We start from the raw sequence: 13,680 nt of genomic DNA on the forward strand, positions 1-13,680 counted from the left end.
ACTTCCCCCTCGCCGCGATTAAAACGCTTTTATCTCGAACAAAATTTAACCACGAAAGATCAACACGCCCTAGTGACTAAGCGGCGGATTCATTTAAATCATAATAATTAAGCAGGATAAATCCTGTAAATACCAATCACAGTAAGTAAGTGTTCAGAAATAGCGCAGGAAACAGGCTTGATAACAAGGCAGGGTTTTTCGGTAAGTAGTCATTCTACAATCAAAAATTCTAAAGTAGTTAGCGAGCGTTTTAACCAGCTAGGGCGACCACTTAGTTACTACGATTGGTATAAGATCCCAAGAATCCTTTCTACGTCATGCATGTTGCTAGCGATAAAATGAATATCGTTTTAGCGGCACTAGCAGTAAGGCGCTATGTCTTTTCAAATTCCATGGAGTCGGGAATGCGAAGTCTAATTTATATTGAACGTCTGTTCAATCGTATCGGTGATGCACTGGGATGGCTTTCCAGTATGTTGTTTATTTTACTTATCGCCAACGTCGTGTATGACGTTGTCATGAGATATGCCTTCAACGATGTCTCTATCGCCTTTCAAGAGATGGAGTGGCACCTTTTCTCAGCCGTTTTCCTACTCGGTGTTCCTTATGCCATCAAAGCGGGTGGTCATGTTCGAGTTGACGTGTTCTACGAGCAACTGAGCTTTAAAGCACAAGCGATTATTGACCTGCTTGGCACGCTGATCTTTCTACTTCCGTTTTGCCTGCTGGTGGCTTGGTTTGGTATCGATGTTGCCAAAGAGAGCTATGAACTGGGTGAAACCTCAGGCGATCCCGGTGGCCTGCCGTATCGCTGGATCATCAAGGCGATGATCCCGCTGTCATTCTTCTTAATGGCACTCAGTGGCGTGGGTTTGATCCTGCATTCACTGAACAAGATTTTTAATCCGCATCTTATCCATACAAACAACAAGTAGAGGCTGAACATGATTGGAATAGTAATGTTTTTCGTAGCCTTGTTTGCGCTTTTACTTGGCTTCCCAGTGGCGTTCACCTTTGGTGGTATCGCGTTAATCTTTGGTGTTTGGGCAGAGGGCATTGAAATGTTTGCCTTCATGCCATATCGAATTCAATCCATTATGGAAAACACGGTTCTGATGGCCGTTCCATTGTTTGTTTTTATGGGGCTTGTTCTGCAAAAGACCAAGCTTGCTGAACAGTTGCTTGAGTCGATGGGGCGATTGTTTGGTGGGGTTCGTGGTGGCATCGCAATCTCGACGGTACTCGTTGGTTCATTGCTTGCCGCTTCAACCGGTGTGGTAGGGGCTTCTGTAGTGGCGATGGGTCTTATCTCGTTACCTGTCATGCTCAAATACAACTACGACAAAGGCCTAGCGTGCGGCACTATCTGTGCGTCGGGTACGTTGGGGCAGATCATTCCTCCATCTATCGTACTGATTCTATTGGGCGATGTATTAGGTGTACCGGTCGGGGACTTGTTCCAAGCGGCGATTTGGCCGGGTGTGATGCTAGTGGGGGCGTATATTGTTTATATTTTGATATACGCAAAATTACACCCTGAAGCGGCGCAACCGATTGAGCGAGACGACTCTATCAGCCGTAAGCAAGAAGTGATGAATGCACTGAAGGCGATTCTTCCACCTCTAGCGCTGATCATCGTGGTACTGGGCTCTATCTTCGCAGGTATTGCTACGCCGACAGAGTCTGCGGCCTTAGGTGGTGCAGGGGCAATGGTACTTGCTTTGCTATACGGTCAGTTTAGCTGGTCGATGGTGTATGATGCGTCTAAAGAGACGGTGAAAGTGACCGCGATGGTATTTGCTATCCTGTTGGGTGCGACAGCTTTCTCAATGGCGTTTACCTACACTGGTGGTGACTATCTGGTTGAAGAGTGGATGCTGCAGTTACCGGGTGAGAAATGGGGCTTCTTGATCATTACCATGTTGGTGATCTTGATTCTGGGGTTCTTTATCGACTTCGTTGAGATCTGTTTTATTATCGTCCCAATTCTTGCGCCAGTCGCTGAGTTGATGGGCATCAATATGACTTGGTTCGCTATCTTAATTGCGATGAACCTGCAAACCTCCTTCTTAACACCGCCGTTTGGTTTCAGTTTGTTCTATTTGAAAGGGGTGGCACCAAAAGGTGTGACTACTAAGGATATCTACCGCGGTGTGATGCCGTTCATTCTGATACAGATCCTTGTACTTGGATCACTTCTCGCGTTTCCCGCTTTCTATGGAATGTGAGTGAAGCCAAGAATGTGAACGATATGTTTCAACGGCTATTCATAACTTGCTAACATAAAACGGCTTATTGATGTTCAATAAGCCGTTTTTAGTGAGGAAAAGGAATGCCTCTGAAAGCTAAGTTGATTTTACTGACGCTACTGCCACTGCTGTTAGTCTCGGCTAGTATTAGTTGGATCTCATTACACCAAACTAAGACCTTAGGCGCTAAAGAGGTTGAGATCTTCAGGGATAGCCTAATCAAGTCGCGTGAAAATGCCCTCAAAGATAGCGTCGACCTCGCATTTGATGCCATCGAACACATCTACAACGACCCACATATCCAACAATCCCAAGCGAAAACTGAGGTTCAAAGCATATTATCGAAACTGAGGTACGGCTCCGATGGGTATTTCTTCGCATACGATCGTGATGGGGTCAACTTAGTACACCCAGTTCAGCCGGAATTGATTGGTCGAAATCTACTTAAGTTACAAGATGAGGATGGCGACTTTGTGATAGAGGCTTTGCTAAGAGAGGCGCAAACCGGAGGCGGGTTTCACCAATATTTATGGCAGAAACCGTCCACGGGTGAGGTTATCTCTAAGCTGAGCTATGCCGCTTGGTTAGACCGTTGGGGTTGGATGATTGGCACTGGCTTGTACATTGAAGACGTGCATCAGGAAGTGGCTTCGATGCAGGCGGGCATTAACAATAATATTGAAACCACGTTCTTTTCGATTGTGGTGATCCTGAGCGTGACGGTCGCGGTCATCATCGTGCTTACCTTAGCGATCAACATGCATGAGCATCGTATTGCCGACAATAATCTCAAGGAACTGGCGCATAAAACCGTTATGTTTCAAGAAGATGAGAAGAAGCATTTAGCACGCGAGTTACATGATGGAATTAATCAGTTATTGGTGTCGAGTCGCTGCCATTTAGAGCTGCTCGATACTAAGCTACAGAGTGAAGATCTCAAGGTACACTTGAATAAATCGCAGCACTCACTGATGCGCGCCATCGAAGAGGTAAGACATATCTCACATCAACTTCGTCCTAGCTCGTTGGATGATATTGGCTTGGAAGCGGCCCTTTCTTCGTTGTTATTAGATTTCCAAGCACACTCGGGGATTGAAGTGGAAACCTTATTCAGTACCCAGCCCGGAAAATTAAAATCAGAGGCGGCAACCACCTTGTATCGAGTGGTGCAAGAGTCTCTAAATAATATAGAGAAACACGCACAAGCGACCAAAGTGACGGTTATCGCGCAGCAAATTGGCACCACGTTGCAGCTGTTGATTCAAGACAATGGTGTCGGTTTCAATACCTATTACACGATGGAAAAACGAGGGATTGGTTTGCGTAATATGAGGGAGCGAGCCGAGTTTATAGGGGGGGATTTTGAACTGATGAGTGAGATTGGCTTTGGAACGGAAATTACCGTGTTATTGGCACTAGAAGGGTTAATCAATGAGTGACGTAATTCGAGTGGTGATTGCTGACGATCACCAAGTGGTACTAGATGGCTTTATGGCAAGGTTGGAGCTAGAGCTCGATATCTGCGTGATCGGCACGGCCAGCAATGGCTTAGAAGCGGTAGAGGTAGTAAAAACGCTTGGCCCTGATGTGGTGCTAATGGACATTAGCATGCCGATCATGAATGGCATTGATGCGACCCACCTGATTAAAGAAGACAATCCAAACGCCAAAGTGCTGATGCTGACCATGCATAACAACCGTGAATACATTATGAAGGTGATGCAGTCAGGTGCTGTTGGCTATATGTTGAAAGAAATTTCAGCAGAAAAAATGGTGCAGGCGATCAAAACCGTTAATCAAGGCTCAACCTACTTTTGTGAAAAAGTGACCCAGAATTTGTTTACTCAGCCGATAGCCCCCACTCAATCGGTAAAAAATCCATTGAGTCGACGTGAAGAGGCGGTACTTAAATTAGTGGCGCAAGGGGAGAGCAGTAAAGAGATCGCTAAAGCATTGAATATCAGCTATCGAACGGTTGAAACCCATAGGCAAAACATCAAGCATAAGTTGGATATTCACTCTACAGCAGAGCTGGCAAAGTATGCGGTCAATGCTAGGCTTGTGCAGTGATGTTACGCTAAATTAGACTAAATGTGTAATTTAATTACTAAATGTGCCATTTACGCCTGCTTTCTGGAGGTTTTTTTAGTTTTTTTGCGACAGATTGATATCCTTTGTTTCGAAAATTAAGTACCGAATGCAATATTGCAAATTGCGTGCTACAAATTAGAGAGGGAAAATGGAGTCTGTAAAGGATAGGTATAGTATTGATAATACTGATTATACCGTAGGACAAGATAATATTCAGAAATGGGGTTTTGATGTACATAACCCTGTCTTTGGAATCAGTGCAGGAGCCGTCATCATTTTCCTGATAGCACTTTTGGTTGCTGACCCAGAAACCGCAAAAGGTGCGCTTGATGGCATAAAATGGAAGGTTATCGGAAACTTCGATGGCTTCTTTATGTGGGCTACAAACATTTTTGTAATTTTCTGTTTTGCCCTCATTGTCTCCCCTTATGGCAACATACGTCTAGGTGGCAATGATGCCAAAGCAGAGCACTCCAACCTATCTTGGATGTCGATGCTATTCGCGGCGGGAATGGGTATTGGTCTGATGTTCTGGGGCGTTGCTGAGCCGGTTGCTTATTTTACTGGCTGGTATGAAACACCACTCAACGTTGAATCGTACAGCCCTGAAGCGGCGCAATTGGCACTTGGTGCTACCATCTACAACTGGGGTGTTCACGGTTGGGCTATTTACGGCGTTGTTGCCTTAGCACTGGCCTTCTTCACATTCAATAAAGGTCTACCTTTGTCAATCCGTTCTATTTTTTATCCGCTACTAGGGGATAGAACTTGGGGCTGGTTTGGTCATATTGTCGACATCATTGCGGTATTAGCAACACTTTTTGGTTTGGCGACATCGTTAGGCTTGGGGGCTCAACAGGCATCAAGCGGTATTAACCATGTGTTTGGTACCGATGGTGGTGTTGGTATGCAGCTTACTGTTATCGCTGTCATCACCTTATTGGCAACCATCTCGGTTATTCGTGGCATTAATGGTGGTGTAAAAGTGCTGAGCAACATCAATATGGTGGTTGCATTAGGCTTATTGATATTTGTTGCCATTGCAGGTGGTATGGTCGGCATCAAGGCGATACCAACCGCACTGATGGGCTACATCGAGAACTTTATACCTCTAAGTAACCCTCACGGTCGTGATGACGACACGTGGATGCAAGGTTGGACGGTATTCTATTGGGCATGGTGGATCTCTTGGTCCCCATTCGTTGGTATGTTTATCGCTCGAATCTCGAAAGGTCGTACTATTCGTGAATTTATGATCGCAGTATTGTTTATTCCAACGTCTGTTATCATCGTCTGGATGGCGATTTTCGGCGGTATTGCTGTCGACCAAGTGGCGAATAAGGTCGGTGAGATAGGCATGAATGGCTTACAAGATATTACACTGTCTCTATTCCATACCTACGATGCTCTGCCGATGAGTTCAGTGTTGTCTGTGGTTTCGATTGGTTTGATCATGGTGTTTTTCATTACCTCGTCAGATTCAGGATCGCTAGTGATTGATAGCATTACCTCGGGTGGTAAAGTGGATGCTCCGGTACCACAACGTGTCTTTTGGGCGTTAATGGGTGGCGCGATTGCAGCCGTACTACTTTGGGTCGGTGGCACAGAATCTATCCAAGCTTTACAAGCCGGAACGGTTTCGATGGCACTGCCTTTTGCCTTCATATTATTGCTCATGTGCCTAAGTTTAGTATTAGGTTTACGAACGGAAAATAAACTACTTAGGCAGCAAAATACTTTGAGCTGAAAGTAATACTGGAGCAACCCTTGGTTGGGGTGCTCTTTTTTTGAGCTGTAATTTAAGTAAATTGGTGAATGTTGGTTGAATACCCGCCAGACTGATTCTAGTTTACTGAAAGCAATAAGTTAAGCTGTTAAACTTTAGGCATCCAAGCATTTAAATTAGTGTGACGACATGCTCGTTCTGCTTGGATCCTATGTTTGAGCATGCAAAAAAATCACAGGTAGGTAAGGAATATTAGGTCAACAGGCCCTATTAATATTCCGTAGAGAGGGATAATGACTAAAGGTATAGATAAATACAGTATCGACAGTACAGATTACACTGTCGGTCAAGATAACGTCCAAAAATGGGGTTTTGATGTCCATAACCCTGTATTTGGCATTAGTGCCGGCTTAATTGCTCTGTTTTTGATTGGTGTATTGGTGACAGATACCGCATCAGCAAAAGCGGCACTCGACTCAGTAAAGGGCCAAATCATCAATTCATTTGATTGGCTTTTCATCTGGTCAGGTAATATTTTTGTTATTTTCTGCTTAGGCTTGATTGTTTCTCCATACGGTAAAATTCGCCTCGGTGGTGTTGATGCAACTGCGGATTACTCATTCGTGTCTTGGCTATCGATGCTGTTCGCTGCAGGTATGGGTATTGGCCTGATGTTCTGGAGTGTGGCAGAGCCTGCTGCATACTTTACGGGTTGGTACGAAACGCCGCTTGGTGTTGAACCGAATACCCCAGAAGCTGCCAAACTAGCATTAGGCGCGACCATGTACCACTGGGGTCTTCACCCTTGGGCGATTTATGGTGTTGTTGCACTTTCTTTAGCATTCTTCTCTTACAATAAAGGTCTACCGCTTTCTATTCGTTCTATCTTTTACCCTATTTTAGGTGATAGAGCGTGGGGCTGGGCAGGTCATATTGTTGATATCCTTGCAGTATTAGCAACTCTATTTGGTCTTGCAACGTCGCTAGGTCTAGGTGCGCAGCAAGCGGCAAGTGGTATTCAGCATGTGTTTGGTATTGAAGCAGGTCTTGGCCTGCAGATTATCGTTATCACGGCAGTCACCTTGCTTGCTGTAGTATCAGTATTACGTGGTATTGATGGTGGCGTTAAAGTTATTAGTAATATCAATATGCTAGTGGCTTTCTTACTGCTGATCCTTGTGGCGCTAATTGGTTATGCGGTGACTCTAGGTTCAATCCCGACTACATTGATGGCTTACATTGAGAACATCATTCCTCTTAGTAACCCTCATGGTCGTGAAGATGAAGCTTGGTTACACGGTTGGACGGTATTCTACTGGGCTTGGTGGATTTCATGGTCACCATTCGTAGGTATGTTTATCGCACGTGTTTCTAAAGGTCGTACGGTTCGTGAGTTCATCACAGCAGTATTGATTGTACCGACTTCGGTTACTATCGTTTGGATGTCAGTCTTTGGCGGCATGGCGATCGATCAAATCGTGAATAACGTGGGTACGCTTGGTCAAGAAGGTCTAACCGACGTATCACTCGCGATGTTCCAAATGTTTGACGCTCTGCCATTTGGTACGATGTTGTCTATCATTGCCGTTGTATTGGTTCTGGTATTCTTCATCACTTCATCGGATTCTGGCTCTTTGGTTATCGATGGTATTACTGCTGGTGGTAAAGTCGATACGCCAGTGCCTCAGCGTGTATTTTGGGCGTTTCTTGAAGGCGCGATCGCTGTTGCCCTATTGTGGGTAGGCGGTACTGAAGCGGTACAAGCACTGCAAGCAGGTGCCATCTCGACAGCATTGCCATTCACCATCATTCTATTGTTGATGTGTGTAAGTTTGCTAATGGGTATGCGTACAGAGAAGCGATAAACTGAACTCTGTTCGATTTATGTGAAATCGAATCTATGATCAAACGAAAGGCAGGTGAGGAAACTCATCTGCCTTAATTATATGGTTCACCTCATTCTGAGAGCCTACTCTAAGCTTAATGGCTTGAGAGTGAGGCGGACCATATAATTAAGCCCAAGTATAAACTCGGGCTTTGGATGGTTTTGTTTAAAAATTATGAAGAAGCTAGATAGCCTGACGAAGCTGGAAGTAACGTCCTTCTTCGTTCATCAGCGTTTGATGAGAGCCGCGTTCAACAATCTCACCTTGTTCAATCAGAACAATCGAATCAATCGATTCCAGACCAATCAAACGGTGCGTAATGAAGATAACCGTCTTGCCTTCAAAGTGCTTCTCGAACAGAGCCATGATGCTCTGCTCAGTTTGCTTATCTAAGCCTTCTGTTGGCTCATCAAGAAGAAGGATAGGGGCATCATGAAGGATTGCACGTGCAATACCAATACGGCGCTTCTCACCACCAGATAGTTGACGACCACCGTCACCTAACCAGCTATCAAGTGCAGTATTCTCAAGCAGTTTTTCTAGGCCAACGTCTTTTAGGATATTCGCTAAATGGTCATCCGTTGCGTTGGGCATTGCAATCAGCAAGTTGTCACGTAAGGTGCCGTTGAGGATATCGACCCGTTGGCTGACCACACTGATCGATTCACGCAGTTGTGATTCATTCCATTGTGTTAGCTCAATGCCCGCGATAGAGATGTAACCCTTTTTCGGATCCCAGTAGCGAGTTAGAAGCTGAATCAGTGTCGATTTACCAGAACCGGTTTGACCGACAATCGCCACCTTGTTTGTTGCCGGGATTGTCAGGTCGACAGCGTTCAGAACACTGCGCTCAGAGTCAGGGTAGTTGAACGTCACGTTTGAAAACGTAATATCAAGCGGCTTATTGATGTCCAGCTTCTCTTCTGCGAATTGAACTTCAGGTTCCGACAGAATCACTTCATTCAAGCGGCGAGCTGAAGACAGAGTCTGCCCCAAATGCTGGAACGCGCCTGCAATAGGCATCAGCAGCTCAAAACTTGCCATAGTAGCGAACGCCATTAGCGCAATGAGTGGGTCTGGTGCATTACCACTCACACCATCAGCCGCCAGCCAAAGCATCAGAACCAGCGTTAAGCCGTTGAACAGCATGAGCGCAGCTGAAGCCATACCGGTTAGGTTAGCGTTCACAAACTGATTCGCCATCAGCTTATGTTGTGTATCTAGAATCGCATTACGGTAACGCTCTTCCGCACCGAATAGAGTGAGCTCACTGTAGCCTTCAATCCAATCCAGAGTGGTAACACGAAGGTCTGCTTTGTTCTGTGTCAGCTCACCACCGTTACGTTTACCTAGCTTGTAGAACAAGATAGGCCAAACTAGCAGCATGATCAAAAGAATCGAACCTAAAATTAAACCTAGTGAAGAGTCGAACCACATCAAGAACAGAGTCAGGAAGAAGATACCCAACACACCAACCGTCACAGGGCTTACTAAGCGCAAGTAAACGTGGTCCATGGCGTCGACATCGGCAACCAAGCGGTTCAGTAGGTCGGCATCACGTAGGTTTGAGATACGACCTGGGATCAGCGGAGCCAGCTTCTTGAAGAAGAAGATACGCAGATCAGTCAGTAGTTTGAATGTCGCATTGTGGCTCACAACACGTTCACCCCAACGACCTGCAGTACGGCTCATCGCCAAACCACGTACACCGCCCCCCGGCAGCATGTAGTTGAAGGTTTCACGTGCGATCGTAAGGCCAGCAACCGCAGAAGCTGAAATGAACCAACCCGATAGTGTTAACAAGCCGATCGAAGCCGACAAAGTAGCAAAAGCCAATAGCATGCCTAGCGATAGGCCAAACCAATGCTTTCTATAGAGTTTCAGGTAAGGCAGTAAATCACGCATCTAAATTACCCTTATTGTCTTGTTGAGCTAAGTTCGCGTTAAGCATCTCTTCGAATAAACCGCCCGCAGTCGAAAGCTGAGCGTAATGACCTTGTTCAACAAGACCACCATCGAGCATAACCAGAATGTTATCGACCGATTGAAGCGGGGCAAGTTGGTGCGTCACAAGCAGGGCAGTGCGACTTTCGATATTGCTATTAATGCCTTTCATCACGAGTTGTTCACTGCGAGTATCTAGGCTTGCCGTAGGTTCATCTAACAACCAGAATTGACCGTCTTGAATCATTGCACGAGCCAAAGCCAAACGCTGAGATTGACCAACGGATAGGCCACCCGAACGATCAGAAATCATGTAATCCAAGCCGTGCTCGTTGACAAATTCGTTAGCAAAAGATTGCTCAAGTGCGTTTTGAACAGTTTGGTCAGTAATATCTTGCTTACCCAGTGTGACGTTGTCACGAATGCTACCGTGAAGCAACAATGGGTTTTGACCAACCCAGCTGATCGTCTTACGCCAAGATGCCAGGTCTAAGTCACGCAGTTCAACGTCATTGATTTTCAAGCTCCCTTCATAAGGCATGAAACCAAGGATGGCGTTGATCAAACTTGTTTTACCCGCACCGCTTGGGCCAACTAATGCAGTCGACTGACGAGTATTCAGTGCAAATGAAATAGGGCCAACCAGTTGAACACCTTCAGGGCTTAATACTTTTAGGTCGTGCGCGTCAATATTAATGCCTTGAGCCGCATCAAGCTGAGTGTCGCCTGATTTAACCTTGGTGATGTCCGTTTCTAGGAACTCAACAATACTCTCGGCAGCGCCCACCGCTTGTTGCTTCGCGTGGTAGAATGTACCTAAGTCGCGCAGAGGTTGGTAAAACTCAGGAGCCAAGATAAGGATAAACAAACCAGCGAATAGAGTAATGCCAACGCCGTAGTGACCGAAGTTAAGCTCGCCGATGTAAGTGAAACCAAAGTAAACCGCCGTCATCGCAATAGAGATCGATGTGAAGAACTCAAGCACAGCAGAAGACAAGAAAGCGATCTTCAATACATCCATGGTGCGTGTTCTGAACACCTCTGATGCACCTTTTAATGTTTGGGTTTCAGAGTGGGTGCGATCAAAAAGGCGAATGGTTGTCATTGACTGCAAACGGTCGTAAAAGTGACCTGAAAGACGCTGTAGCGCTTTGAAGTTTTTACGGTTTGCATCGGCTGCTTTCATACCCACAAGTGCCATGAACATCGGGACCAGTGGAGCAGTAATCAAGAAGATCAGTCCTGCTGCCCAGTTTACTGGGAATACCACAGCCAAAATCATGAATGGGATCATGACAGATAAAGACATTTGAGGTAGGTAACGAGAGAAGAAGTCTTGCATGTCTTCGACTTGTTCTAGCAACAGTGTTGCCCATGCCCCTGCTGGTTTGCCCTTGATATAGGCAGGGCCCAATTCGCGTAATTTATCTAAGATGAGTTGTCTGATATAGACACGGATTTGTTCACCACAGCGATAACCTGCGATTTCACGTCCCCATGTACACAAAGCACGGCCAACGACTGAGAATGCTAAGCCTACAAAGTGACCGACCAGTTCCGATTTATCGACATTTTCGATGATTAATTGATGAAGAATAGAGGCGAGAAGCGCTGCTTGAGCAATTAAAAACACACTTGAAAGTACGCCAAGACTTATCGCAATCATAAGCCAGCGTTTTGCTCGCTTACTTTGTTGCTTAAGCCAATTATTCAAGCTGTTTTGTTTTTTTTTATCCATTATGAAGGCTTAATAATAATTATTATTCGTTGAGGGCGGCTAGTATACAAAAGAAAGCCCAGTGGATATACCGCTGGGCTGTAGGGATTTATAACAAACTATGACAACGCCTTGAATCTACAGGGGCGAGAGCTGAGACACTTAAATCTGCAATCTCAGATTCTACTTATCATTAAGGCCATCTAGGAAGCGTTCAGCATCCAGTGCAGCCATACAACCTGTACCAGCAGAAGTGATTGCTTGGCGGTAGTTGTGATCCATAACATCACCCGCAGCGAATACGCCAGGGATGCTTGTCTGTGTCGCGTTACCTTCAAGACCAGACTGAACGATGATGTAGTCATCTTTCATATCCACTTGGCCTTTGAAGATTTCAGTGTTTGGCTGGTGACCGATAGCGATGAACGCGCCCATTACGTCGATATCTTCTGTCTTGTCAGATTGAGTATCTTTAATGCGAACGCCAGTCACGCCCATGTCGTCGCCAAGAACTTCGTCTAGCGTGCGGTCAGTGTGCAGAACAATGTTGCCGTTCTCTACTTTGTCCATTAAACGCTTAACAAGAATCTTTTCAGCACGGAACGTGTCACGACGGTGAATCAGGTGAACTTCAGACGCGATGTTAGACAGGTAAAGTGCTTCTTCAACCGCTGTGTTACCACCACCCACAACTGCTACTTTCTGGTTGCGGTAGAAGAAACCATCACATGTAGCACAAGCAGAAACGCCGCGGCCTTTGAATGCTTCTTCAGAATCTAAACCTAGGTACTTAGCTGATGCACCCGTTGAGATGATCAACGCATCACACGTGTACTCGCTAGAATCGCCTTTAAGGCGGAAAGGGCGGTTTGAAAGGTCGACTTCGTTAATGTGGTCGAACAGGATCTCTGTTTCAAAGCGCTCTGCGTGCTCTTTCATGCGATCCATTAGAGCTGGACCCGTTAAACCTTCAGCATCACCCGGCCAGTTTTCTACTTCAGTTGTGGTTGTAAGCTGACCACCTTGCTGCATACCGGTAACAAGTACTGGTTTTAGGTTTGCACGAGCAGCGTAAACTGCAGCTGTATAGCCAGCAGGGCCAGAACCAAGAATCAATAAATTACAGTGCTTTACGTCGCTCATGAGGACTCCGAAATTGAAATTGTTTTTATTTATAATCGCTTAGGATTGTATGGAAAATATGGAGGCAATAAAAGTGTAAACAAGGGCAGAAGTGTAATTAATCGTTATACGTTAGAACTTAATGGAGACAAACGTTTTCGTGGCTGGAAGAGCAGTTAGGGGATTGGAGTGTAGGGCTATGGTTGCACTTGGTCATCTAAATGAGGTTTCATTCCCTTAATCAAGCATTCCGAAACCAACAGCAAAAAACGTCACAGTATCTTTTAATTGTTTTGCTGATGCGGACAGCTCTATTCCGATGTCTGGAAAAGCGGGTAGATAGATATCAACAGCTAAAGGCCAAAAAGCCACTAGCAAAACTAAATAACCTATATATTTATCGTTCTTAGGCACATTAGTCTCCCACAAGAAGTTACACGTATATATAACTTCCTGAGTTTCAATATTGCTTTTTTGCCTTTAGCTTTATTTATTTTCGTCAATATGACGGATAAATTTCGCAGGCGTACCGCCGTAAAGGCTATCAGGTGGTACATCAGAATTGACGACGGAGTTGGCTGCAATGACTGAGCGCTCTCCAATAGTGACCCCTTGATTTATAATGACATTACCACCAATCCAAACATCATCTTCAATAGCGATCGGTTGACAAAAAGTCTCCCATTTGCGGCGTTTTTGATAATTAAGGGAGTGACTGGCAGTGTAGAACTGGGTATTCGGGCCAATTAACACATTGTTTCCTATGCTAATTTTTGCCCCGTCTAGCATAGTAACGTTCATATTGATGAATGTACTTTCACCAATGAAAATCGTTTTACCAAACTCACAGTAGAACGGAGATCTGATGATACTAGGGCGTGTTGATCTTTCGTGAGTATTTTTTGAACAGTATGGTAAAAAGTTATAATTTGCTTTGTCAAAAGT

Annotated in this window: 11 protein-coding genes; 6 read left to right on the plus strand and 5 right to left on the minus strand. The window is 45.2% G+C overall.

What is annotated here, in order from left to right; translation table 11 throughout:
- Positions 1-404 precede the first annotated feature (404 nt).
- The 6 genes from Q1A70_RS16870 (at position 405) to Q1A70_RS16895 (ending at position 7,931) form a co-directional block, all read left to right on the plus strand.
- Positions 405-935 carry a TRAP transporter small permease subunit gene (locus Q1A70_RS16870; protein WP_299694225.1) on the plus strand — a complete coding sequence of 177 codons (531 nt, stop codon included), beginning with the start codon at positions 405-407 and terminating at the stop codon, positions 933-935.
- A gap of 9 nt (positions 936-944) precedes the next feature.
- Entirely contained in the window at positions 945-2,228 is a 1,284-nt protein-coding gene (locus Q1A70_RS16875; protein WP_299694228.1) for a TRAP transporter large permease subunit, read from the plus strand.
- 104 nt (positions 2,229-2,332) lie between these two features.
- A complete protein-coding gene (locus Q1A70_RS16880) occupies positions 2,333-3,688 on the plus strand; it encodes a cache domain-containing protein (protein ID WP_299694231.1) in 1,356 nt (451 codons plus the stop codon).
- Positions 3,681-4,319, plus strand: a complete 639-nt coding sequence (locus tag Q1A70_RS16885) for a response regulator transcription factor (RefSeq protein WP_299694233.1) — start codon at positions 3,681-3,683, stop codon at positions 4,317-4,319. Before Q1A70_RS16880 ends, Q1A70_RS16885 begins: the two co-directional genes overlap by 8 nt.
- Before the next feature lie 169 nt (positions 4,320-4,488).
- A complete protein-coding gene (locus Q1A70_RS16890; RefSeq protein WP_299694236.1) occupies positions 4,489-6,087 on the plus strand; it encodes a BCCT family transporter in 1,599 nt (532 codons plus the stop codon).
- 272 nt (positions 6,088-6,359) lie between these two features.
- Positions 6,360-7,931, plus strand: coding sequence for a BCCT family transporter (locus Q1A70_RS16895; RefSeq protein ID WP_299694239.1), 1,572 nt, complete (start codon positions 6,360-6,362; stop codon positions 7,929-7,931).
- Positions 7,932-8,135: 204 nt separating this feature from the next.
- Here Q1A70_RS16895 and cydC read toward each other — a convergent pair whose 3' ends face one another.
- From cydC to Q1A70_RS16920, 5 genes are all read right to left on the minus strand, one after another.
- Positions 8,136-9,857: a cysteine/glutathione ABC transporter ATP-binding protein/permease CydC gene (gene cydC, locus Q1A70_RS16900; protein WP_299694242.1), complete on the minus strand. Its 1,722-nt coding sequence runs from the start codon at positions 9,855-9,857 to the stop codon at positions 8,136-8,138.
- Positions 9,850-11,634: a cysteine/glutathione ABC transporter permease/ATP-binding protein CydD gene (gene cydD, locus Q1A70_RS16905; RefSeq protein ID WP_299694245.1), complete on the minus strand. Its 1,785-nt coding sequence runs from the start codon at positions 11,632-11,634 to the stop codon at positions 9,850-9,852. Before cydD ends, cydC begins: the two co-directional genes overlap by 8 nt.
- A gap of 162 nt (positions 11,635-11,796) precedes the next feature.
- Entirely contained in the window at positions 11,797-12,756 is a 960-nt protein-coding gene (trxB, locus tag Q1A70_RS16910; RefSeq protein ID WP_299694248.1) for a thioredoxin-disulfide reductase, read from the minus strand.
- A 216-nt stretch (positions 12,757-12,972) separates the two neighbouring features.
- A complete protein-coding gene (locus Q1A70_RS16915; RefSeq protein ID WP_299694251.1) occupies positions 12,973-13,149 on the minus strand; it encodes a hypothetical protein in 177 nt (58 codons plus the stop codon).
- Positions 13,150-13,221: 72 nt separating this feature from the next.
- Positions 13,222-13,680, minus strand: a 459-nt coding sequence (locus tag Q1A70_RS16920) for a sugar O-acetyltransferase (protein ID WP_299694254.1), incomplete at its 5' end; no start/stop codon positions are given.

It is taken from the genome of uncultured Vibrio sp. (assembly GCF_947488985.1).
Lineage (GTDB): Bacteria > Pseudomonadota > Gammaproteobacteria > Enterobacterales > Vibrionaceae > Vibrio.